This window comes from Oricola sp. (assembly GCF_965230365.1).
In the GTDB taxonomy this organism is placed as follows: domain Bacteria; phylum Pseudomonadota; class Alphaproteobacteria; order Rhizobiales; family Rhizobiaceae; genus Oricola.
Genome location: NZ_OZ246003.1, coordinates 3,711,967 through 3,735,253 on the forward strand (window position 1 = coordinate 3,711,967; position 23,287 = coordinate 3,735,253).

A 23,287-nucleotide genomic window follows, 5' to 3' on the forward strand; every position below is an offset into this window, starting at 1 on the left:
TTGAGCGCTTTTACGGCTTTTTGTGGCGAATGAAAGGGGCGAAGCGCAAGCCGGTCCACCGACCAGCCTAAAGCAACGGCACCCCAATCAGCCAGCCATGCAACTGGTAAACGAACCAGACCGTCAGCGCGACGCCGACGACGACCGCGATGACATCGTTGCGCACCGAGACGTTCTCGAACACCGGGTCGCCGCGGCGCTTGACTGCAATGCGGTTCCACACCGCCCAGCCGAGGAATGCGATGAACAGAACAAGCGATGCTGTGTCGCCATTGGCGAGCAGGTGGGAAAAAGCCCAGACCTTGATCGCGGCCAGCATGGGGTGCTTGACCGCCTGCTTGATGCGGCCAGGCGGCACCTGCCCGGCGACGAGCAGAACGAGTGAAATGCACATCAGGAGCGTGACGATGTGTTTCAGCCAGACCGGCGGCTCGTAGAGATAGGCTGTTTCCAGCCTTGCCTGGCCATAGCCCCAGACCAGCAACACAAGACCGACAATGGCGATGACCGAGTAGATGCCCTTCCAGGTCTGCTCGCCACGGGCCGCGATCACCGAATCGCGAAAACCGGGTGCCACCATGCGGACGCTGTGCACGCCCAGAAACACAATCAATCCCGCCAACAACCAGATCATCGCATTCGGCTCCCTTGTTCGATTTCGGGTCTCCCGATAACCTCATCTTTATGACAGTCGATATGGGTACCGCAAGGAAACGGCTGGCAGCGAAACGCGCCGAGATCGAACAGCACTCCGAGATGTCGAGCGATGCGCGCGCTCCGGTTGAGCTGGATCAGGTTTCCGTCGGTCGGCTTTCGCGCATGGACGCCATGCAGCAACAGGCGATGGCGCAGGCGAGCGAAAGGGCCCGTCAGCGCGATCTGGTGCGTATCGAGATGGCTGAACGCCGTATCGCCGCCGGCGAATACGGTTATTGCGAGGAATGCGGCGAGGAAATCCCCGACGGCCGGCTGGCCATCGATCCGATGGCTACCCATTGCGTCGGCTGCGCCCGGTAACGGGGCGCGCCACCGGCGCGGCTTACACCGAAAGATCGATTGCCCGGTTGATCGCCAGGCCGAGATTTGCGGCCCGGTAGGTCGGGAACGGCACCCGGATCGAGATGTCGATGTCGCGCCGTAACCACTCCCTCGCCTCAAGCTGGTGCAGCGAGGCCGCTAGGGCCCGGTCGGTGATCGTGGCGAGGTTCGACTTGATGACGGAAAAACGGCGAGGCGTTGCCGTCAGTGCAAGAATGGGAACGGTCCAGCTTCGCCGCAACAGAGCGAATTCGTCGTCACCGGGAACGGCGTTGACGATTCGGTCGGCGATTGCGGCAGCTTCGACGCCCTGCGGGGTCAACCGGAACTCGGGGCGCAACGGGTGGCCGTGACCCGGATTGCGCTCCAAAAGCCCGAGGTTGACGAGGTGCTCAAGGCTCGCGGCAAAGGATGTCCGGTGCGCGCTGGTCGCCGCCAGCATTGGTGCCTGCCGGCCGGGGACGCCGCGATGCATCAACGCCAGGATGTTGAGCGACCAGGCCCGGGAAGTCAGCTTGACAAGCGTTTTTATGTCCATAAAGTATAGTTACTATGATTTTTGATTGAAGGGAAGTTCGATGCCCCTGGTCTCCCTGGAAAACACCATCACGCTGGCGATCTCGGTGCGCGACCGCCACGCAAGCGCCGAGTGGTACAGTGACAAGCTCGGCTTCGAACTGATCCATCATATCGACGAAGCCGGCTGGAGCGAGATGACGACCAAGACCGATGGCGTGACCTTAGGGCTGGGCGAGCAGTCGGAGCCTTCGCCCGGAAACTCGGTTCCGGTTTTCGGCGTGGCCGACATTGCCAGCGCGCGCGCGAAACTGGAGGCGGCGGGCGTCAAGTTTGACGGCGCGACCGAGACCATCGAGGGCATGGTCTCGACGGCGACATTTTACGACCTAGACGACAACGCCATGATGCTTGCCCAAGACTTGACGAAAAGCGCCTAGAGCAAGATTTTGACTGGCCGGTCAGCGGCCAGAAACGCTCTACACCCCCGAACTGACCGTCTTGGCGCCTCCGTCGTCGACGGCACCGTGAATCTCCAGCCATTCGCGGTCGATATCCGGCAGATCGCGACCTTCCAGCGCCGATTCGAAGGCCTGGAGTCGCTTGTAGATGGACATCAATTCAACGATCGTCGTCCAGGAGTTGACCAGATACTGGAATGAGTTCGAAACCTGCCCGAATGCGGTCAGGACCTGCTGCATGATACCGAAGGTAAAACCAACCGCGGTGGAGGCGATGATCGTCGGAACGAGCAGGATGTAAACAAAGATGTTGTCCGCCTGCAGATACATCGAGCGGAACACGTTGAAGTACATGTAGTGGAAATAGAGCCGGAAATAGTTCCTGCGAACATCGGCGAACAGCTCGCGCACCCGCATCGGCTCGGCCCGCGCTTCGTCATCCTCGCCATAGACAAGCTCCTTGCGGTAGGCCGCCTCGACCCGCTGGTTGCGGAATTCGAGACCGGGTAGCCTGATGCCGACAGCGGCAAGCAGCACCGTGCCGAACAGCGACCATACGATGGCCGCAGTGAACAGCGGCGCCGGGATTTCGCCGACAATCGGCAGTTCGGTGACATAACCCGACAGCGACCACAGCAGCGGCAGGAAGGCGATCAGAGTCATGACGGCGTCGACCATCGACACGCCCAGGCCCTCCATGATGCCGGCGAAGCGCATCGTGTCTTCCTGGACGCGCTGCGACGCGCCCTCGATATGGCGCAGCTTGCCCCAGCGCGCCATATAGTAGTCGTTCATCGCGGTGCGCCACCGGAAGATCCAGTGGCTGACGAGGAAGCGCGTCACCACAAAGACAAAAATCGCCATAAAGGCGATTGCCGCGAATACCCCGATCAGTTCGTAAAACTGACCGGCGGTGAAATTTGAATCCTCATTGAATGCCGCCTGAACCATGTCGAAAAAGGGGCGGCGCCAGTTGTTCAGCGCAACAGAAATCTGCACGCCGAAATATGTGGCGAACAGGATTACCGCCGAACCGAGTATCGACCAGATCTGCCAGCGGTGTGGCGACCAGCGAAACCAGAACGCGGCGAAAAGTCCTACCGCAAGTATGTAGTACACATAGAGCCACCGAAAGCTCGGCGACCAGAAGTAGTGGATACCGACAATCTGGCCGTCTTCGGGTGTCGGCTTGCCCAACCCGAGATACTCGCCCCAACCACTGCCGCCAAGATACCAGACCAGCATGGCGGCCACCGCCCAGGCGACGGCTGACGGAAAGAAGATGATCGGCTGCGGGAAATAGGATCTGAACACGGCGGGACCTTCTCGGGTTCGGCGAAAGCGAATCGGTCAACACTTAATGCAATCGCAACGAAAAGCCATGTGTCCCGTGTCACATCCAATCAACAGGTGGTGTAGGAGTTGAAGCGTCGAGGCGAACGGATCGGCAAGGGCTAGTCATTGTTGCAAGACAGGCCGAGCAGATCGAATACCTGCTGGCGCATCTCCGGCGTTTCCTCGTGACCGGCGCCCGGCACGCGCAGCATGCGAAGTCTTTCGGGGTATCCAGCTTCCGCATAGGCTGCCTCGACGCGGCTTCGCGCCGGCTCGTAGGCGACTTCCGGCGTCAGCGGATCGAGCGTGCCGGTGCAGATGAGCTGCGGGCGCGGCGCGACAAGCGCGGCGATGTCGCCGAGATCGTGCCTCGGCAGCAATCCCGGTATCGTCATGTAGATGCCATGCAGGCCATGCACGCCGGTCTCGATCAGCGGCGCGATGCCTGAGAACACGCAGAGCTGCGCGCAGGCCCAGACATCGGCGCGCAAGGCGGCATGCATGTAGGCAAGCGTACCGCCCATCGAGATGCCGATCGCGGCGATGCGGTCCGGATCGACCGACGCAAGCATCGCGAGCGCATCATGTGCGGTATCGAGGTCCTCCAGCATCTGCCCGATCAGAGTCCGGCCGTTCCAGAGGGCAGCCATGGCGAGTTCGGATTCGCCCCCCTCGCCCAACCTCTCGCCAAAGCCCGGCATGTCCGGACACAGCACCGTGGCGCCCGCCCGCGCCAACGCCATGCCGAGCGGCGGCTCCAGAATGGCCGGGCGACCCTCGATCACTTCTGCCTTGCCTATTTCGTGGCGGTTGCCGTGGGCATGGCAATACAAGACGCCGATGCCCGCGCGGTCCGCCTCTCCTGCCGGTTCCAGACACAAAGCGGGCATGCCCTCGCCGCCGATCCGCACTTGACGGATCCGCACGTTACGGTCGGTTCGCTCGTAGACAGCCGACATCGCCACGGGCGCCGGGTTTCGGTTCGCCGGCCGCATACCCAGCAGGGCGCGGACATCTTGGGCTGTGAATTCCGCCATGCGTTTTGACCTCATTCGTTAACTGGTATACTAGAGTTTCAGACAGGGAGGAAAGAGTTGCGGCAAACGTGGCGCTGGTTCGGCACGCATGACAGCGTGAGCCTGCCCGACATCCGGCAAGCGGGCGCGGTCGGTATCGTCACTGCCCTGCACCACATTCCCGCTGGCGCGGAATGGACCCGAGCCGAAATCGACAAGCGCAAGCAAGAGATAGCCGCCGGGTCAGACAATGCCCTGACATGGGATGTTGTGGAAAGCCTGCCGGTTTCCGAGGAAATTAAGCTTGGCGGTTCCGGCGCCCAGACGCATATCGAGAACTATCGCAACTCCCTTGAAGCGCTCGCTGCGGCCGGCATCGAAACAATCTGCTACAATTTCATGCCGGTGCTCGACTGGACCCGCACCGATCTGCGCGCGCGCATGCGGCATGGCGGTACGGCGATGCGCTTCGATCTGGTGACCTTCGCCGCTTTCGACATCGGCGTCCTCGAACGTGCTGGCGCCGCCGCCGACTACGATCCAGCGACCCTTGAAGCCGCCCGCGCGCGACTGGCTGCCTTCTCCGACACCGACCGGAGCGCGCTGGCGCAGACCGTCGGCGCCGGCCTGCCAGGTTCCGCCGACAGCTGGTCGCTGGACAGCTTGCGTGCGGCGCTTGTGCGCTATCGTGGCATCGATGCCGTGCAGATGCGCCGCAATCACATAGACTTTCTGTGCGCGGTCGTACCGACGGCTGAGCGACTGGGTCTGCGGCTCTGCTGCCATCCGGACGATCCGCCCTTCGCGCTGCTCGGCCTGCCCCGCATCATGTCGACGGCTGCCGATTACCGGGCAATCCTCAACGCAGTCGATAGCCCTGCCGCAGGCATGACGCTGTGCACCGGCTCTTTTGGCGCGCGCGGCGACAATGACTGCGCGGCGATCGTGCACGAATTCGGGCCGCGCATCCACTTCGCGCATCTGCGCAACGTGACGCGCGACAGCGATACAGTGCCGTGCTCGTTTTTCGAGGACGAGCATCTGACCGGCCAGACGGACATGGTCGCCGTGGTGGCGGCACTGCTTGACGAAGAGGCGCGGCGCAGGGCCGAAGGCCGGGGAGACTGGGAAATCCCAATGCGTCCCGACCACGGACAGGAAATCCTCTCCGACCTGACCGCCGGCTCCCAGCCGGGCTATCCTGCGGTCGGCCGGCTGAAGGGGCTGGCCGAACTGCGCGGCGTGATGGCTGCACTTGGCCGGAGCGAACCGCAAGGAGCGGCGCAATGGGCGTGACCGCATCCATCGACCGGCTAAGCGTCGACCGCTCGCGCCCGATCACGCCGCAGGTCTATGACCATCTGCGCCAGCTGATCGTCGACAACCGTCTTGGCCCCGGTGCGCGGCTCAGCGAGTCGATGCTGGCCGACGCACTCGCCATCAGCCGCACGCCGCTGCGCGCCGCGCTGCAGCAACTGGCCAATGAAGGGCTGGTCAAGATCCTGCCGCAGGTCGGCTCGGTGGTCGCCGAACTCGACAATGACCGGCTGCACGAAGCGATCTTCATCCGCGCCGCCCTGGAAACGGCGGTGGTGCGCAAGCTCGCATCCGCGCCGTTCGATGCCGGACCACTCGACACAATCCTGACGATCCAGGCGCGCACGGCCGAAATCGACGACTACGCAACCTTCTTCTTTTACGACGAGGCATTTCACGCCAAACTGGCCGAAATGGCGAATGTGCCGCATGCATGGTCGCTCGTGCATTCGGTCAAGGGACACGTCGACAGGCAGAGATACACGATGATGGCGGGAATACCCATGCGCTCGCAACGCGCCTATGACGAACACCGCGCAATTCTCGAGCGGATCGCCGCTGGCGATCCCGACGGCGCCGCGCGCGCCATGCACGACCATGTCCACTCCGTTCTGGAGCTTGACATGTCCGGTCCGATCGGTGGCCGGACAGCCGGCGAGACGCCGGTGAGGACCGATCACAATCAGCTGACGGGAGGAAACCCATGAACTACACAACAAAGACAATGCTCGGCGCTGCCGCGCTCGCCCTTTCCCTATCCGCCACAACAGCGTTCGCCGACACCGAGTTGCGGATGCTGTGGTACAATGACGGTATCGAGGGCGAGGTCATGCAGTCGCTGCTCGACCGCTTCGAGGAGCAGAACCCCGAGATCAAGGTCACGCTCGATGTGGTGCCCTACAAGTCGATCCTCGAATCGCTGCCGATTCAACTTGCCGCCGGCCAGGGTCCCGACCTTGCCCGCGTCACCGACCTTGGCGGACTGTCGCAATACTATCTCGACCTGACTCCGCACATTTCCGACCCGGAGTACTGGAAGACCAATTTCGGGCCTTTCCTCAAGTGGCTCGACCCGAATGAAAAGGCGATCTCCGGCTTCATGACGCAGCTGACCGTCACCGGTCCCTATGTCAACAAGACGCTGTTCGAGCAGGCCGAAGTCGCCATGCCCGGCGACGGCGCGACTTGGGATGATTGGGCTACCGCGGTCAACGAGGTTGCCGGCAAGCTCGATATCCCGATCCCGATGGCATGGGACCGCTCCGGTCACCGCGTGGCCGGTCCGGCGATCTCCATGGGCGCAAAGATGTTCGACGGCGAGGGCAACCCGGCTCTGGTCGACGATGGCCTCAAGATGATGGCGACCAAGCTCTATGACTGGCACCAGGACGGCACGATGTCGAAAGAGCTTTGGGGTTCGGTGTCCGGCAACACCTATCTCGGCGCCAATGAGGACTTCGCCAACGCCCAGGTCGTGATGTACATGTCCGGCTCGTGGCAGATCCCGCAATTCGCCGACAAGATCGGCGATGCCTTCGACTGGTGGGCGGTGCCCGCGCCTTGCGGCCCGGCGGCTTGCTCCGGCATGCCCGGTGGCGCGGCGCTGGTGGCCATGAAGGACACCGAGCATCCGGCCGAAGTCGGCAAGCTGATGGACTTCCTGTCTTCCGAGGCCGCGCTTGCCGAATTCTACGGCAAGACGCTGTTCATTCCGGGCCACATTGGTCTGGCCGGCGGCGGCGTCGACTTCGCCACCGACGATCCGCGCGCCAAGCACGCGCTGGAAACCTTCGCCGGCGCCGTGCCGACGATTGCATCGACGGCGTTCGACCTGCAGGGCTACGTCAACAACCGCATCATGTTCAACGCATTGATCTCGCGGCTTGGCGAGGCCATCGTCGGCGAACTGACGCTTGACCAGGCATTCGGCCGCATGACGGACGACGTCGAAAAGCAGATGGCCGAGAAGGCGCGCCAGTAATCGGGCAACACGCCTGAGCAAAACCGGCCGGCCCCGATGGGCCGGCCGGCTGCACGGAGACGAACATGGCGGCAAAGCAAGAGACCAAGGACGGGCTGGGCGCACAGATCATGCGTGTCGTCGCGTGGCCCGCGGAGCTGACGTTCCGGCTGCTCGACTATCCGCTGACGGTGCTGCAGCGGCTGTTCGGCATCAAGGCGATGCCCTATGTTTTCCTGCTGCCCAACATCGCCTTTTTCGGCATTTTCGTTGTCCTGCCGCTGTTCATCAATTTCGCGTTTTCCTTTACCGGCGGTACGCAACTGTTTCTGACGGACCGGGTCTACACCGGCACCGAACAGTACGGTTTCCTGCTCGATTGCGGGAGCTATCTCGACCCGGTGACCTGTCGTGAAGACCGGTTCTGGAAAGGCATCTACAACACCGCCGTTTTCGTGTTCTTCCAGGTTTTCTTCCTGGTCCTGTTCTCGCTGATCACCGCCCTGATCCTGAACCGCAAGATCCGCGCCCGCGGCTTTTTCCGCGCCGTCTTTTTCTTTCCGGTGTTGCTGTCGCCGGTCGTCGTCGCCCTGATCTGGAAATGGATCCTGCTGCGCGACGGCATCCTCAATGCGGCGCTGGTCTCGCTCGGTTTTGACAAGATCCTGTTCTTCGTGTCGCCCGAATGGTCGATGTTCTGGGCGATCTTCGTGTCGATTTGGGCGCATATGGGCTTCTACACGCTGATCCTGCTGGCAGGCCTCCAGGCCATCCCGCCGGACCTTTACGAAGCCGCAGAAATGGACGGCACGTCGACCGAACGCGTGTTCTGGCGCATCACGCTGCCGTTGTTGTGGCCCAACATGCTGGTGGTGATCGTGCTGGCGCTGATCCGCGGCGTTCAGATCTTCGACGAAGTGTTCGTTCTGACCGGCGGCGGTCCGGGCACGGCCACGCAGTTCATCGTCCAATACATCTACACAACGGGCTTCACCGAGCAGGTGCAGAACTTCGGGTTGGCCGCCGCCGCATCGGTCGTGCTCGGCGTGGTGCTCTTCGTGCTCACTCTGACCCAACTGGCTGTTGCGAGGCGCCGAGACGATGGCTGAAGCGATGCCCCCTACCCGCTCGATCGGAAACCTGTTGACCGTGACGCGCGGGCGCGGACGGCTGCATTGGACCGATGTCTTCACCTACGCCTATCTCCTGATGGGCGTGTTCCTGATGTTCGGTCCGGTGGTGTGGCTGGTGCTGTCGTCCTTCAAGACGCCGGCGGGGCTGGTCGAGTTCCCCCCCACCTTCCTGCCGCTTGGCCAGGTCGAAGTCACCGTCGAAGGCTACGACAAGCCCTTGCCGCTGTTTAAGGCGCAACTCGAAGACGGCACCACCAAGGATCTCGCGCAGATCCGCCGGATCGGGATCGTGTCGCAGATGGTCGACCCCGCGAATCCGGAGGACACCTACCGCGTCTCAATCAACGATCGCGAGCCGATCCGCGAATTCCGGCTTGCAACGGAAAACTACCGCGACCCACTCGAGCGCTTCAATTTCCTGTCCTATCTGCAGAATTCGGTCATCGTGACCGCGGCGGCGACGATCGTTACCCTGTTGATCAACTCCATGGCGGCCTACGGGTTGTCGATCTACGAATTCAGGGGGCGCAACGCGATCATGTTGTTCGTGATCGGCACGCTGATGATCCCGATCACCATCATCCTCGTTCCGGTCTATCTGGTGGTCACCCATATGGGGATGATCAACTCGCTATGGGCTGTCATCCTGCCCGGTGCGGCGACGCCGACCGGCGTGTTCCTTTTGCGCCAATACATGCTGACCATACCGCGGGACCTGATTGAGGCCGCCCGCATGGACAAGGCGTCGGAATGGGCAATCTACTGGCGCGTGGTGCTGCCGCTGGCGATGCCGGCAATCGCCGTGCTGGCGATCTTCTCCATCATGTGGCGGTGGAACGAATTCCTGTGGCCGCTGATCGTCCTCAACCGCTCCGAGGTCTACACGCTGCAGGTCGGGTTGAACGCTTTCCAGGGCGAGCTTGACGTGCAGTGGCACTACATTCTCGCCATGACCGTGGTCACATTGATCCCCGTCGTGCTGGTGTTTGCGTTTCTGCAGAAGTTCATCACCACCGGTATCGCAAGTTCGGGAATGAAATGACCGAACCGCTGATCTTCATGGACCCGTTCCCCAGAAACGAGGCGATGGTCTACACGCCGGACTGCGCGGAAGCGCTCGGACGGATGGGCCGGGTTGTTTCACATTGGGGAAGCCGGGCTCCCGACGAACTCGTCGAAGAGCACCTGGCCGACATGGCCGTTCTCGTCGGCCAGACGGCGATGCCGCGCGAGCGGCTCGACCGCGCGCCAAACCTGCGCGCGATCCTGAACGTCAAGGCGAACTGGGAGCCGAATATCGACTATCAGGAGTGTCATGCGCGCGGCATCCAGGTACTCAGCGCCGCACCGGCGATGGCGCCGGCGGTGGCCGAATTCTGCCTCGGTCAGGCGATCATGCTATTGCGTGGCCTGCACCGCGCCGACGTGCTTTTCAGGACCGGCCAAGAAGCCTACGGCATCGCCGGCAACAGCGATGCGCGCAGCCTTTACGGCGCCGAAGTGGCCCTGCTGGGCTACGGCAATCTCGGCCGAGCACTGGCGCCGCTGCTGCGTCCCTTCGGCGTCCGGCTGATGGTGCACGACCCCTGGCTTTCCGATGGCTATTTGCGCGCCGAGGGCCTGGAACCGGTCTCCCTTCAAAAGGCATTGTCGCAGTCCGATGTGCTGTTTCTGCTTGCTGGTGTGACGAGCGAAAACGAAGGCTTCCTCGATCGCGGCGCGCTGCAAACGATCCGCAACGGCGCCTCGGTGGTGCTAGCGTCGCGCGCCGAGATCGTCGATTTCGACGCTTTTCTAGAATTGGCGGGCAGCGGCGCGTTCCGTGCGGCAGTCGACGTCTTTCCCGAAGAGCCGGTGCCCGCCGGCAGCCCCGCGCGCGCGGTCCCAAACGTACTGTTCTCATCGCATCTGGCTGGCGGGATCGAAGCCTCCTACGGGCGGATCCGCGCCATGATGCTCGACGATATCGAGCAAATCCTGATGGGCCTGCCCCCGATGCGTATGCAGAAGGCCGACCCGAAATTGTCGGCCAAGATGCGAAGCCGATAACAAAGAGAGACGCCCATGACGGAAATCCGGCTCAAGCAAGTTCGCAAATCCTACGGTACTGTCGAGGTCATCCACGGCATCGACCTGGAAATCGGCGCGGGCGAATTCTGCGTCTTCGTCGGCCCATCGGGCTGCGGCAAGTCGACCCTTCTGCGTATCATCGCGGGGCTGGAGGACATCACCTCCGGCGCAATCGAAATCGATGGCGAAGTGGTCAACCATGTCACGGCATCCGACCGGGGGCTGGCGATGGTTTTCCAGTCCTATGCGCTCTACCCGCACATGACTGTCTACAAGAACATGGCGTTCGGGCTCGAGAACTCCAAGATGCCGAAACCGGAGATTCAGGCCCGGGTCCAAAAGGCTGCCGAGATGCTGCAGATCACCGAGTATCTCGGACGCAGGCCGAAAGCGCTCTCGGGCGGCCAGCGCCAGCGCGTTGCCATTGGCCGCGCCATCGTACGCAATCCCAAGGCGTTCCTGTTTGACGAACCGCTGTCGAACCTCGACGCCGAACTGCGTGTCACCATGCGCAAGGAACTGGCCGGCCTGCACGCCGATATCGGCGGCACGATGATCTATGTCACGCACGACCAGGTCGAGGCGATGACGCTTGCCGACAAGATCGTCGTTTTGCAGGAAGGCCGGCTGGAGCAGATGGGTAAGCCGCTGGACCTGTACAACACTCCGCAAAACGTGTTCGTCGCCGGCTTCATCGGATCGCCGCGCATGAACCTCGTCGTGGCAACCGTCGGCGAAGGCTCAGATGGATTGTCGCTAAACGCCGGGGAGACGGCGATTGGCATTCCGGCGGTCGATGGATTGCGGGCTGGAGACACCTGTACCTTCGGCATGCGGCCGGAACATATTCGCATCGCCGACGCGAACAACGCCGATATTGTCGTCAAGGTCGCATTCGCTGAACAGCTGGGCGGCGAAACCTACCTCTACTGCGATGCGCCCGGCCTGCCGCAGATCACCGTTCACCAGCCAGGGCAATTGCCGGTGTCGAAGGGCCAGGACCTGCATCTCTCTTTCGACCGCGCCCAGATGCACCTGTTCGACGCGGCCGGAAAAGTGGTGACAAACGGGATCGCCGGATGACCAGCAAGACCAGAATCGGAATCGGCATTGTCGGAACCGGCATGGCCGCGAAACCGCACGCGCTGGCGCTGGGCGATCTTGCCGACCGGGTCGAGGTGCGCGGTGCCTATGCCCGCTCGGCGGAGCGGCGCAATGCCTTTGCCGCAACCTACGGCTTCCCAGTTGCCGAAAGCGCCGAGGAACTTGCCGCCGATCCGAATGTCGACGCCCTGCTGCTGATTACACCGCCAAATGCACGCCGCGAGTTGGTGTCGCTGTTCGCCAATGCCGGCAAGCACGTGCTTTGCGAGAAGCCGCTGGAACGCACGACGGAAAGCGCGCAAGCCATCGTCCGGACTTGTGGCGATGCCGGGGTCAAGCTCGGCGTCGTGTTCCAGCACAGGTTTCGCGCGGCTTCGCAGAAACTCGCCGCCATGCTGTCGAGCGGCGACCTTGGCGCGATCCGCGTCGTGCGGGCCGATGTGCCGTGGTGGCGCGATCAAACCTACTACGACGAATCCGGGCGCGGCACCTATGCGCGTGATGGCGGCGGGGTGCTGATCTCGCAGGCAATCCATACGCTCGACCTGATGCTGTCGCTGACCGGCCCCGTCGCCTCGGTGCAGGCGCTGTGCGCGACGACACCGTTTCACCGGATGGAAGCAGAAGACTTCGCTGCCGGCGCGATGATGTTCGAAAACGGTGCCGTCGGCGTATTGCACGCCAGCACGGCGAGTTTTCCCGGTGATGCGGAAAGCCTGACCTTCGAATGCGATCATGCGTCGGTGTTGGTCAAGTCGGGCGTTCTGACACTGCGCTGGCGCGATGGCCGGACCGAGAGCCATGGCGAGGAAGCCGGCACAGGCGGCGGTGCCGATCCGATGGCGTTCCCCTATGAGTGGCACAAATCCCTGATCGCCGATTTCGCCGACGCGATTGCCGATGACCGCCCGCCCCGTGTTACCGGCGCGGACGCCCTGCATGTCCACAGACTGATCACCGCGCTGGAGACCTCCTCGAGAGAGGGACGGCGCGTAGACCTTAGCGGAGCACAGACTTGACCAGCCCCCTCACACTCGGCGTGATCGGCGTCGATCATCGGCATATCTACGGCCAACTCGCCAACATGCAGGCGCTCGGATGCACCTGCAAAGGCTGGTGGACGGAAGGCGATCCGCAGCCGGCGGCGGGATTTGTCGAGCGGTTCCCCGATGTGCCGCGAGTTGACGACCGCCGCCGCCTGCTGGACGACCCGGATATCGACATGATCCTGCTCGCCGATATTCCGGTGCGCCGCGCCGAACGCGCCATCGAGGCGATGCGCGCGGGCAAGGACGTGATGACCGACAAACCCGGTTGCACCACGCTCGACCAGCTTCAGGCGATCCGGGACTGTGCCGGCGAAACCGGACGCATCTGGTCGATCGATTTTTCCGAACGCTTCGAGGTGCCGGCGGTCAGCCATGCCGCCAAGCTTGTGGCTGACGGTTTGATCGGCCAAGTCGTTCAAACCGTCGGTCTCGGGCCACACCGGCTCAACCGGCACATGCGCCCCGGCTGGTTCTTCGACGAAGCCGCCTATGGCGGCATCCTGACCGACATCGCCTCGCACCAGATCGACCAGTTCCTGTTCTTCACCGGCTCGACCGACGCGGAAATCGTCGCGTCGAGCGTCGGCAATTTCGCCAATCCCGGCGATCCCGGCCTGCAGGATTATGGCGAGATCCTGCTACGCTCGAACGAAGGCCAGGGCTATATCCGGGTCGACTGGTACACGCCGGACGGCCTGCCGACATGGGGCGACGGGCGGCTGACGATTCTCGGCACCGAGGGCTATATCGAGCTGCGGAAATATGTCGATGTCGCCGGCCGCGAAGGCACCGATCACGTGTTTCTCGTCAATGGTGAGCGTCACGAATACACCCAGGCCAGCGATGCGCCGCTGCCCTATTTCGCCAATCTGATGAACGATGTGCGTGATCGCACCGAATCCGCGATGGCCCAGGCGCATTGCTTCAAGGTGATGGAACTGGCGCTGCGCGCGCAGGCGCAGGCGATACGGCTGGGCGCCTTGCAATGACGCGCACCGTCGCGATCCTTGGCGCAGGCATCGGCGAGAAACACCTCGCCGGCTACCTTGCGCTCGGCGACCGGTTCCGCGTCAGCCATGTCTGCGACCTCGATGTCGGCCTCGCCGAGAAGCTGGCGGCGACCGCCGGCGCGAAAGCCGTCACCGATCTCGCCGAAATCATCGCCGATCCAGCGGTCGAGATCGTCGATATCTGCCTGCCGCCGATGCTGCACGTTCCCGTCGCACTGGACGCACTTGCGGCGGGAAAGCACGTAATCATCGAGAAGCCGGTCGCCGGATCGTTGGCTGACGCCGACCGGCTTGCCGCCGCCGAGGCGAATGCAGCGGGCCGCGTCTTCCCGGTGTTCCAATACCGCTATGGCCGTTCGCTGGAAACGCTGTCGCGCCTGGAGGCGGCCGGGCTGCTTGGCCAGCCGCAGACCGCATCGCTTGAAACCCACTGGAACCGCGGCGCGGACTATTATGCAGTCGCCTGGCGCGGCACCTGGGCGCGCGAACTCGGCGGCGCGGTGCTCAGCCACGCGATCCACTCGCATGATCTGCTGGCCCGCGCCTTCGGGCCGGTGAAAAGCGTTTCGGCGATGCTGACGACGCGGATCAATCCGATCGAGACCGAGGATTGCGCGGCGATCGCCTTCGCGATGCAGAACGGAGCGTTGGCCACCTCCTCGATCACGCTGGGGGCGGCAGACGACACCAGCCGCTTACGGCTGGTCTATGAGCACGTCACCGTTGAAAGCGGGCGGCTGCCTTATGCACCGGGCGAGGACCAATGGACCTTCACCGCGCGCAATCCGGACAGGCAAACGGACATTGACGCTGTTGCCAACGTCGCGCCCGCGAAACGGGAAGGCTTTGCCGGCTACCTCGAAGCCGTCGCCGATGCGCTCGACGGCAAGGCAAGCGACGCGGTGACGCTCGCCAACGGTGTCGCCTCCATCGAGTTGGTCACCGCGATCTACCATGCGCACCGCACCGGCCAGCGGGTCAGCCTGCCTATCGACCGGTCGCTTCCGATCTGCGCAGGATTGAAGCCATGAGCTTGTTGCATCCCGATCGTTTGTTCTCCCCGGACCCAAGCGCACGAGCCATCGCGCGAGAGATCCATGCCGGTATCCGCGACCTGCCGATCATCAGCCCGCATGGCCATTGCGACCCAGCATGGTTTGCGGCCGACGCGCCATTCGCTGATCCGGCGTCGCTGCTGGTGCGCCCCGATCATTATGTCCTGCGCATGCTGATCAGCCAGGGCGTGACCTATGAGGCGCTGGGGATCGCGCCGCTCGACGGCGGTGCCGCCGAGACCGACATGCGCGCAGTCTGGCGGCGGTTCGCACAACACTACTATCTCTTCCGCGGCACGCCGACCCGGCTGTGGCTTGATTTCACCTTCCAGGATTTGTTCGGCTTCGATGAACCGTTAGGCCCCGACACAGCTGATACATATTTCGACCGCATCGCCGAATGCCTGGCCCGCCCCGAATACCGCCCACGCGCACTGTTCGACCGGTTCGGGATCGAGATGCTGGCGACGACCGAGGACGCGCTCGACCCGCTCGACCATCACCGGGCAATCCGCGAGAGCGGCTGGAACGGCAATGTGATCACCACCTACCGGCCCGATGCGGCCTGCGACCCGGACCACGACCAATTTCAAGCCAATCTCGACACGCTAGCCGAAATCACCGGCTGCGACACGGGCCACTGGGACGGTTATCTCGATGCACACCGGAATCGCCGCGCCGACTTCCGCGCGGCCGGCGCGGTTGCCACCGACCACGGCGTGGCGATGCCGCAGACCGCCGACCTCGCGGCGCGGGAATGCCGGGCGCTGTTCAACCGGGTTCGCGCGGGTAGCGCCCAACCCGGCGATGCGGCGCTATTCCGCGCGCAAATGCTGACCGAAATGGCACGGATGAGCGCGGCGGACGGCATGACGATGCAGATCCATCCCGGCTCGCAGCGCAACCTGAACCGGTCGGTGTTCGAGAGGTTCGGCCGCGACAAGGGCTTCGACATCCCCCGCGCCGTCAATTTCGTCGACGGGTTGTCGCCGATGCTCAATGCGGTCGGGGACGCACCCGGCCTGCGCATCGTTGTTTTCACACTGGACGAGACGACGCTCGCGCGCGAACTCGCACCGCTCGCCGGGGCGTTTCCTGCGCTCCTGCTCGGGCCGGCCTGGTGGTTCTATGACGCACCCGACAGCATTCGCCGTTTCCGCGAGGCGGTCACCGAGACCGCCGGTTTCTACAACACCGTGGGCTTCAATGACGACACGCGCGCCTTTCCATCGATCCCGGCGCGTCATGACATGGCGCGTCGTCTCGACGCTGCGTTTCTCGCCGAGCGGGTGGCCGATCACCGGCTGCGCGAAACCGAGGCGCACGAGATCGCGCGCGCGCTGACCGTCGATCTGCCGCGACGAACCTATCGGCTGGCCGGGAGTACGGCGTGATACGGCTGTCGAACGCTCACCTGCGCGGCTATGCGGGTCCCGCCGCACTGCCCGGTTACGATCGGGCGCGTGTCACGGCGGGGATCGCCCATATCGGCATCGGCGCATTCCATCGGGCGCACCAGGCTGTCTATGTCGACGACCTGCTGGCCGAGGCACCGCAATGGGGCATTCGCGGTATATCGCTGCGCCGGCCGGATACCCGCGACGCCCTCGCCCCGCAGGACGGGCTCTACACGCTCGGCATTCGCGACGGGAACGGGCTTTCGGCGCGCGTCATCGGCTCGGTTCTCGGTGTCGCGCAGGGCATGGAAGCCGCCATCGCGGCCATAGCCGACCCGCAAATCCGGCTCGTCACGATCACGGTGACAGAGAAGGGATACGATGCCGATGGCGCGCTCGTGGCGGTGCTGGCGACCGGGCTTGCCCGCCGCTCGGAAATCGGCGGCGGGCCGGTGACAGTGCTGAGTTGCGACAACCTACTTGAAAACGGACGGCGAACCGAAACGCTGGTGCGCAGCGCCGCAGCCGATTTGGCGCCCGGACTGACTGCTTTCCTGGACGAACAGGTCGCATTTCCTTCCAGCATGGTCGACCGTATCACACCTGCGACGTCCGACGCCGACCGCGCCGAGATCGCCGCGCTGACGGGACTGGAAGATGCCTGGCCTGTCATCACCGAACCGTTCGCCCAATGGGTGATCGAAGACCGGTTTGCGGCGGAACGCCCACCCTTCGAACAGGTCGGCGTGAAGATCGTTGCCGATGTAGCGCCGTTCGAGACCATGAAGTTGCGGCTTCTAAACGGTGCACACACCACAATGGCCATGCTGGGTCCGATGCTGGGGCATGCCCATGTCGCCGGAGCGGTGGCGGATACCGATCTCGCAGCGCTGGTAACCCGGACCGCGCAAACGGAGGTCTTTCCGACACTGGACATTTCGCAAGACGTACTTCGATCCTACTGGCGCGCACTGATGGAACGTTTCGCAAACCCGGCATTGCGGCATGCACTGGCTCAGATCGGCACCGACAGCTCGCAAAAGGTACCGGTGCGGCTGGTGCCGCCGGCGCTGGCGAACCACGCCGCCGGACGCTCCTGCCCCGGCCTGACACTCGCCATTGCGTCTTATGCGGCCCACATCAGGAGCGTTGCACGTGCCGGCGAGATCCTGGCCGATCCACTGGATGCAACGCTGCGCGACGCGGCCGCTGGACAACCCGAAGACACGATCTCAGCCTTGAGCCAGGACGGCATGCCGCTTGCCGCGCTGAGTGCCACGCCGGACCTGGCGCTATTGATTGCCAACGCAGTCGAAGCAATCGAAACGCGAGGCGCCCGCGCGGCGATCCATGCGGTCCTGCCGTGAGCGGGCGGGGTGGCTATCGTTCGGCAAACGAGATTATGATCTCGCTGGCAGCCGGACTGTTCGGCCGGTCCAGCGGATGCGGATAGACGCATTCCCGGTCCTGCGGCTCGCAATGCCTACTGAAGGTCAATTCAAGGACATGAGGCAAGCCGCTATCGGATAGAGGCGCGAAATTGTTGGCGTGAATGTGGACCAGTTCCAGCCCGAAACGCCGAACAAAATCGTCGACAAGCGCCATGTGCAGATCGACATCGTGAAACTCGATTACCGCACCGGAAATCCTGCCGTGATCCTCGATCAACGCCTCCAGGCACCGGTATTCGCTGCCCTCGATATCCATCTTCACGAAGATACTGCCCGCATCAGTCTCGCCAAGCACCGCTTCCATCGGCAGATACTGGTGTCCAATCCCGACATGCCTGGAAATATGCCGGTTGTGCGGATGCGACTGGAAGAAGCTGCGATAATCCCAGCATTTCCGGACTGATTTGGTCGCGCGGCGAAGGCTCAAACTTCTGGTCACCAGGTCGAGTGCCCGCCAGCAGTGGTCCAGCGGCCCGACCGATGCATCGTAGGCGGTGACCGGGACCGTGTTCCGTTGGCAGAAGTCTTGCTCGAATTCCCAGTTCTCGCCAATACCGAAGGACAGCAAGTGGTCAGTGCGCAGCAAGTCTGCCTCGGCAACCAGATAACCGCCGTCATGGGCCGAGCCCAGCCGGATCAGACAATCGCATGTCCGGTGGCGCAAGGTGTTCGGGAGCGATGCACGGGTCACTGCGGGCTTGTCCAACATACGCAAATACTAGTCCTGTGCGGTATTCTTGACACCCCCGCTTCGCAACCCTTTCTAGCGCTGAAGCATAGAACAAGCACCACGAATTGGCAGTTTTGCACAGTTGAACATCCCGGCACGATCGTCAAATGCGGAAATGCTGACAACGCGGCGCCGGAAAGCCTGTGTCCCAATTCAAAAGAACTATGAGCCTTTTCTGGTTCCACTTTCCATGCATCGAAGCCAAGGGAAGCCGTAGCGCAGCGGTGCGCATCCGAAAAAAATCCGTCGAAAGCGATGGACATTCCGAAATGACGCCCCTAATTTGTTGTAGCACAACAATTACCAGGTAAAATTGCAGTGGTAATGCAAACCGACGCCACCGTGGAGAGACTGATCCACCGGAACGCAGCCAAGCTGTCGAAATCCGAGGTGGCTGTGGCCGAATGGATCCTGGCCAATCAGGAGAAGGTGGTAACCATGTCGATGGGACAGGTCGCTGCGGAATGCGGCCTGTCGGATACATCGGTCCTGCGCCTTTGCCGACGCGCCGGCATGCAGGGGTTCACGGACCTGAAGTTCCGCCTTGTGGCAGACCAGGCCAGAGAAGGGGTCGCCGCAGACGAACTGGCCAGCAAGCCGCTACCCGCGGGCGCCGGCATTGCTGCTACTCTGTTTGAAGAGTGCGTCAAAGGCCTCAGGCATACGCTCGAAAACATTGAAGATTCGCTCGACCGAGCCGCTGACATCATCGAAAAGGCCGACGAAATTCTCGTGGTCGGCGTGGGCACATCCATTCCTTCGGCGTCAGCGGCACACGAACAGCTCTTCCTGCGCGGCCTGAAGTGTCGATTGCAGACCGATCCCTATCTTCAGCGCATGCAGGTCGCACTACTGCGTCCTCCGGCGGCTGTGCTGGCAATATCGCACAGCGGTGCGTCGATCGACACGGTCGAGGTGCTCGGGCAGGCCAAGGGCCTCGGCCTGTCGACGATTTGCGTAACCGGGATGCCGGGCTCCCCACTTACCAAGAATGCCGACGTTACGCTGGCCGCGTTGTCCAGCGAAGTGCGAAGCGAGCCGGTGGCGGGCCGGGTGGTCCAGATGGCGTTGATCTCCGCACTGGCGCGCGCTTACGCCGCCCGCGACCCGGCGGCGTTCAAGGCGGAACAGGCCGCGTTTCAGTCGGTCATCGGAAAAACACTGTAACGGCGGGCCAGCGATGACGAACATCAGACAAAAAGACCAGACCATCTGGCTCGATCCGGACTATCCGGATGCGGTTCGCATTATCGACCAACGACTGCTGCCACACAACTACGCGGAAATGACGGTTGGCAACGTCGAAACAATGGCGGTCGCAATCAAGACCATGGCGGTGCGCGGGGCCGGCTGCATTGGGGTCTCGGCCGGTTTCGGCATGTATCTGGCCGCTCTGGAGACGAAGGGACTTGGCGCATCGCAGGCCGACGTGAGGCTAAAGGAAGCGGCCGAGACGCTCACCGCGACACGCCCGACAGCGACCAACCTTTCCTGGGCGGTCGACCGCCAACTCGACGGCCTGCTGAACATCGACGACGGCAGCGCGCGCATCCAGACAGCGCTCGGTATCGCCCAAGACATCATGGACGAGGATATCGCCAGCTGCCACCGCATCGGTGAAATCGGTCTTCGCCTGATCCGGGAGTTGCACGAGAAACTGGGCCGCACGGTTAATATTCTGACCCATTGCAACGCTGGCTGGCTGGCATTCGTCAAGCATGGATCGGCAACCGCGCCGATGTATGCGGCACAACGGGCCGGCATTCCGATCCATGTCTTTGTCGGCGAATCCCGACCCCGGAACCAGGGCGCGTTAACCGCATGGGAAATGCGCAATGCCGGTATCGATCACACCTATCTGGTGGACAGCGCGATCGGACATGTGATTCAGCGCGGCGAGGTCGACATCATCTTTACCGGCGCCGACCGGGTATCTATGAGCGGCGATGTCGCCAACAAGATCGGTACCTATCTGAGGGCTCTGGCGGCTAACGAGAACGGCGTACCGTTCTATGTCAACTTCCCGTCTTCAACATTGGACCCCTATTCGTTCGACGGTATCGGCGAGATCGAGATCGAAGAGCGCGATTCCGATGAAGTCACCCACATCCGCTCTGAAATCGATGGCAAACGTGTCGCGGCCCCAATTGTGAGCGCCGGTACGTCGGCGCGCAACCCCGCCTTCGATGTGACGCCGCACCGTTTGATCACCGGACTGATCACCGAGCGCGGGCTTTGCGAGGCGACCCCCGAAGCGGTCGCTGCGTCGTTTCCGGATTATGTGGTTAGGGGGAGCTGATCCGATGGAGGAATTCAGAGCTCTCGACATCGATAGCGCCTGCGCCGAAGTGGCAGCCAATCCGAAGCTGCGCGAAATCGCCGGCGCGGGCGCTATCACCGCGACAGAGATCGGTGACGGCAATCTGAACCAGGTGTTTGTGTTTCAGGCCGCGCAAGCGAGCAAGCCGACGCTGCTCCTCAAACAGGCCTTGCCCTATCTGCGGGTCGCCGGCGAAGGCTGGCCGCTAACCCGCGAGCGGATGCGGTTCGAGACAGAAAGCCTGCTGCTGCACAACCAAATCGCGCCCGATCTGGTACCCGAGGTCTTTGCCCATGATCTGGACAACAGCTGGGTGGCGATGGAGTTCCTGGCCGACCACGAAGTCATGCGCGTTTCGCTGGTCAAGGGAACACCGTTGCGCAATGCGGGACAGGAAATCGGCCGGTTCTCAGCCAAACTCACCTACCATTCCAGCGAGATGTCGATGCCCGCGCGCGACAAGCGCGCCTTGGTGCAGAAATACACAAATCCGGACCTGTGTAACCTGCAGGAGCAGTTCGTCTTCACGAACCCGTTCTTCCTGTCGGAAGAAAACAACTGGATTCCGGCCATCGACAGCGAGGTGAAGGCGGCACGCGCCGACGGAGAGCTGAAACGCGCGATCGCCATGGCCAAGGCCGACTACATGAGCAACACCCAAGCGCTTCTGCACGGCGACTTGCACACAGGCAGCGTGATGGTGACCAAGGCGGGCGACACGCCTGCGACGCGCATCATTGACCCGGAATTCGCCTTCTATGGACCGGTGGCCTACGACCTCGGCACGCTGATGGCGAATTTCGCAATCGGCGCATTGACGCAGGCGCGACTGGGCGGAGACCCGGCGATGCGCCGCTCACTTCAAACAGAACTTGTGGAGGCAATCGGCCAAGCGTGGAAAGGGTTCGTCGGCGAAATCGAAAAGCTCTGGACGCTGGATGCATCGGGCGATCTGGCCACTAGTGAATACTGGAATGGCGACGAGCAAGCCTTTGCCGCGTTCCGCGCCGACTACCTTCGCTCGATCGCCGCGTCCTGCGGGCGGCATGGCGGCTGCGAACTCCTGCGTCGCTGTCTCGGCATCGTCTCCGTTCGCGAACTCGAGTCGATCGAGGACATGGAAGGTCGCGGCGAAGTGGAGCGCCAGATTATCGCCATTGCGCGCAATTGGCTGTTGGACCCGATGCCCGGAACCGCAGCACTGGCCAACGCCGTCGATCACCTTGCCGCCCGTGTCGAAGCCGCGATTTCCACGCTTGGGAGACCATGACAATGCAATCGATACCCTTCGTCCTCGACACAGATATCGGCACCGATGTCGATGACGCATTGGCACTGACCTTTGCCTTGGCCTCACCGGAACTGGATCTTATCGGAGTGACCATCGTTGACGGCGATGTCGCGACGCGGGCCAAGATGGCGGCGCGCCTGCTTGGCATGGCCGGCCGGCCGGACATCCCCGTGATTATCGGTGAGTCGACGCCGATCGCCTCCGGGCGCGGCCCCACCTGGTTCGGTCACGAGGGCAAGGGCCTGCTCGAACTGCCCTGGGATGGGCCGGAAGCGGAAATCCTGCCCGGCAGCGCGGCAGAATGGATCGTCGAAACCTCGCGCGAGAAAGAATTTCATCTCTGCGCCGTCGGCCCCTATTCCAACGTGGCTGCCGCCGTCACACTCGATCCAACACTGCCGAAACGCGTACCGAAATTGACGGTCATGGGCGGGATGGTCTTCGCGGAACATTACGATCCGCAGTGGCGGCAATTCTTTGCCGAAACCGGCCTGCCTCCCAACCACATGGACCACAACTCGAATTCCGACGTCCGGGCCGCCTACATCATGGCGAATGCCGGTTTCGACATGACTTGGGTGACGGCGGAACTGACCTTCTGCACCACCATGAACCGGGAGACGATGGGGCTGTTCCGCGCCTCCGGCTCGACGCTTGGCGACAGGCTCGCCCGCATGCTGGAAATCTGGTCGTCGGAGTGGTTCCACCACATCCCGAACTTCCCAGTCGAAGCCAAACCATTCCCGGAAGATGCTGTTGCCGCATTGCATGACCCGCTGGCAGTGGCATCGATGTTCGATTGCAATGCGTTGGCGCTGGAGCGTTACGCGCTGAATTTCGCGGAAGCGGGGGAACGCTTCGAAACCAAACGATCGGACGCAGGCGATCTGTCCGGGGCCGCAGAAGCGGAGCACCGGGTCAGCGTCGCGGTGGATCGCGCCAAGTTTGGAACCTTCTTCGCCGAGCGCGTGGAAGGCTTCCTGACCCGTCTCAGCACCTGACCGGTATTGAGCAAACTGCACGTCTCAAAGGGA

General features: G+C 62.8%; 23 protein-coding genes. 18 read left to right on the forward strand and 5 right to left on the reverse strand.

What is annotated here, in order from left to right; translation table 11 throughout:
- Nucleotides 1-67 precede the first annotated feature (67 nt).
- A complete protein-coding gene (locus ACO06R_RS18035) occupies nucleotides 68-634 on the reverse strand; it encodes an NnrU family protein (protein WP_421853307.1) in 567 nt (188 codons plus the stop codon).
- Between the two features lie 62 nt (nucleotides 635-696).
- Here ACO06R_RS18035 and ACO06R_RS18040 point away from each other — a divergent pair, with 62 nt between their 5' ends.
- Entirely contained in the window at nucleotides 697-1,017 is a 321-nt protein-coding gene (locus tag ACO06R_RS18040) for a TraR/DksA family transcriptional regulator (RefSeq protein WP_421853310.1), read from the forward strand.
- A 22-nt stretch (nucleotides 1,018-1,039) separates the two neighbouring features.
- Here ACO06R_RS18040 and ACO06R_RS18045 read toward each other — a convergent pair whose 3' ends face one another.
- A complete protein-coding gene (locus ACO06R_RS18045; protein WP_421853313.1) occupies nucleotides 1,040-1,576 on the reverse strand; it encodes a winged helix-turn-helix transcriptional regulator in 537 nt (178 codons plus the stop codon).
- 40 nt (nucleotides 1,577-1,616) lie between these two features.
- Between ACO06R_RS18045 and ACO06R_RS18050 the strand changes: the two genes are divergently transcribed.
- A complete protein-coding gene (locus tag ACO06R_RS18050; protein WP_421853316.1) occupies nucleotides 1,617-1,994 on the forward strand; it encodes a VOC family protein in 378 nt (125 codons plus the stop codon).
- 39 nt (nucleotides 1,995-2,033) lie between these two features.
- On the opposite strand, the gene sbmA is transcribed toward ACO06R_RS18050, so the two are convergent.
- Nucleotides 2,034-3,329, reverse strand: coding sequence for a peptide antibiotic transporter SbmA (gene sbmA / locus ACO06R_RS18055; RefSeq protein WP_421853319.1), 1,296 nt, complete (start codon nucleotides 3,327-3,329; stop codon nucleotides 2,034-2,036).
- Between the two features lie 140 nt (nucleotides 3,330-3,469).
- Nucleotides 3,470-4,387 carry an alpha/beta hydrolase family protein gene (locus tag ACO06R_RS18060; RefSeq protein ID WP_421853322.1) on the reverse strand — a complete coding sequence of 306 codons (918 nt, stop codon included), beginning with the start codon at nucleotides 4,385-4,387 and terminating at the stop codon, nucleotides 3,470-3,472.
- 57 nt (nucleotides 4,388-4,444) lie between these two features.
- Between ACO06R_RS18060 and uxuA the strand changes: the two genes are divergently transcribed.
- From uxuA to ACO06R_RS18120, 12 genes are all read left to right on the forward strand, one after another.
- Complete coding sequence (gene uxuA / locus ACO06R_RS18065) at nucleotides 4,445-5,662, forward strand: mannonate dehydratase (RefSeq protein WP_421853325.1); 1,218 nt, start codon at nucleotides 4,445-4,447, stop codon at nucleotides 5,660-5,662.
- Nucleotides 5,653-6,390 (forward strand): GntR family transcriptional regulator, encoded by a 738-nt coding sequence (locus ACO06R_RS18070; RefSeq protein WP_421853328.1) that lies wholly within the window; start codon nucleotides 5,653-5,655, stop codon nucleotides 6,388-6,390. The genes uxuA and ACO06R_RS18070 overlap by 10 nt, the downstream gene beginning before the upstream one ends.
- Nucleotides 6,387-7,664 carry an ABC transporter substrate-binding protein gene (locus ACO06R_RS18075; protein WP_421853331.1) on the forward strand — a complete coding sequence of 426 codons (1,278 nt, stop codon included), beginning with the start codon at nucleotides 6,387-6,389 and terminating at the stop codon, nucleotides 7,662-7,664. Before ACO06R_RS18070 ends, ACO06R_RS18075 begins: the two co-directional genes overlap by 4 nt.
- 65 nt (nucleotides 7,665-7,729) lie before the next feature.
- Nucleotides 7,730-8,752 carry a carbohydrate ABC transporter permease gene (locus ACO06R_RS18080; protein ID WP_421853334.1) on the forward strand — a complete coding sequence of 341 codons (1,023 nt, stop codon included), beginning with the start codon at nucleotides 7,730-7,732 and terminating at the stop codon, nucleotides 8,750-8,752.
- Nucleotides 8,745-9,818: a carbohydrate ABC transporter permease gene (locus tag ACO06R_RS18085; protein ID WP_421853337.1), complete on the forward strand. Its 1,074-nt coding sequence runs from the start codon at nucleotides 8,745-8,747 to the stop codon at nucleotides 9,816-9,818. Before ACO06R_RS18080 ends, ACO06R_RS18085 begins: the two co-directional genes overlap by 8 nt.
- Entirely contained in the window at nucleotides 9,815-10,825 is a 1,011-nt protein-coding gene (locus tag ACO06R_RS18090) for an NAD(P)-dependent oxidoreductase (protein ID WP_421853340.1), read from the forward strand. The genes ACO06R_RS18085 and ACO06R_RS18090 overlap by 4 nt, the downstream gene beginning before the upstream one ends.
- Nucleotides 10,826-10,840: 15 nt before the next feature.
- Entirely contained in the window at nucleotides 10,841-11,929 is a 1,089-nt protein-coding gene (locus ACO06R_RS18095; RefSeq protein WP_421853343.1) for an ABC transporter ATP-binding protein, read from the forward strand.
- Nucleotides 11,926-12,969 (forward strand): Gfo/Idh/MocA family protein, encoded by a 1,044-nt coding sequence (locus ACO06R_RS18100; RefSeq protein WP_421853346.1) that lies wholly within the window; start codon nucleotides 11,926-11,928, stop codon nucleotides 12,967-12,969. Before ACO06R_RS18095 ends, ACO06R_RS18100 begins: the two co-directional genes overlap by 4 nt.
- Nucleotides 12,966-13,988 carry a Gfo/Idh/MocA family protein gene (locus tag ACO06R_RS18105; RefSeq protein ID WP_421853349.1) on the forward strand — a complete coding sequence of 341 codons (1,023 nt, stop codon included), beginning with the start codon at nucleotides 12,966-12,968 and terminating at the stop codon, nucleotides 13,986-13,988. The genes ACO06R_RS18100 and ACO06R_RS18105 overlap by 4 nt, the downstream gene beginning before the upstream one ends.
- On the forward strand, nucleotides 13,985-15,040 hold the full coding sequence (locus ACO06R_RS18110) for a Gfo/Idh/MocA family protein (protein ID WP_421853352.1): 1,056 nt from the start codon (nucleotides 13,985-13,987) through the stop codon (nucleotides 15,038-15,040). The genes ACO06R_RS18105 and ACO06R_RS18110 overlap by 4 nt, the downstream gene beginning before the upstream one ends.
- Nucleotides 15,037-16,458 (forward strand): glucuronate isomerase, encoded by a 1,422-nt coding sequence (uxaC, locus tag ACO06R_RS18115; RefSeq protein ID WP_421853355.1) that lies wholly within the window; start codon nucleotides 15,037-15,039, stop codon nucleotides 16,456-16,458. The genes ACO06R_RS18110 and uxaC overlap by 4 nt, the downstream gene beginning before the upstream one ends.
- On the forward strand, nucleotides 16,455-17,828 hold the full coding sequence (locus ACO06R_RS18120) for a mannitol dehydrogenase family protein (protein ID WP_421853358.1): 1,374 nt from the start codon (nucleotides 16,455-16,457) through the stop codon (nucleotides 17,826-17,828). The genes uxaC and ACO06R_RS18120 overlap by 4 nt, the downstream gene beginning before the upstream one ends.
- Nucleotides 17,829-17,841: 13 nt before the next feature.
- Here ACO06R_RS18120 and ACO06R_RS18125 read toward each other — a convergent pair whose 3' ends face one another.
- The gene (locus ACO06R_RS18125) at nucleotides 17,842-18,621 is read right to left on the reverse strand and encodes a hypothetical protein (RefSeq protein ID WP_421853361.1); all 780 of its coding nucleotides are present in this window, start codon (nucleotides 18,619-18,621) and stop codon (nucleotides 17,842-17,844) included.
- Between the two features lie 345 nt (nucleotides 18,622-18,966).
- Here ACO06R_RS18125 and ACO06R_RS18130 point away from each other — a divergent pair, with 345 nt between their 5' ends.
- From ACO06R_RS18130 to ACO06R_RS18145, 4 genes are read left to right on the forward strand one after another with little or no spacing between them, the layout of a single operon-like run.
- A complete protein-coding gene (locus tag ACO06R_RS18130) occupies nucleotides 18,967-19,809 on the forward strand; it encodes a MurR/RpiR family transcriptional regulator (RefSeq protein ID WP_421853364.1) in 843 nt (280 codons plus the stop codon).
- A 13-nt stretch (nucleotides 19,810-19,822) separates the two neighbouring features.
- On the forward strand, nucleotides 19,823-20,941 hold the full coding sequence (gene mtnA / locus ACO06R_RS18135; RefSeq protein WP_421853367.1) for an S-methyl-5-thioribose-1-phosphate isomerase: 1,119 nt from the start codon (nucleotides 19,823-19,825) through the stop codon (nucleotides 20,939-20,941).
- 4 nt (nucleotides 20,942-20,945) lie between these two features.
- Nucleotides 20,946-22,232: an S-methyl-5-thioribose kinase gene (gene mtnK / locus ACO06R_RS18140; protein WP_421853370.1), complete on the forward strand. Its 1,287-nt coding sequence runs from the start codon at nucleotides 20,946-20,948 to the stop codon at nucleotides 22,230-22,232.
- A 2-nt stretch (nucleotides 22,233-22,234) separates the two neighbouring features.
- A complete protein-coding gene (locus ACO06R_RS18145) occupies nucleotides 22,235-23,254 on the forward strand; it encodes a nucleoside hydrolase (RefSeq protein WP_421853373.1) in 1,020 nt (339 codons plus the stop codon).
- The last annotated feature ends 33 nt before the right edge of the window (nucleotides 23,255-23,287 follow it).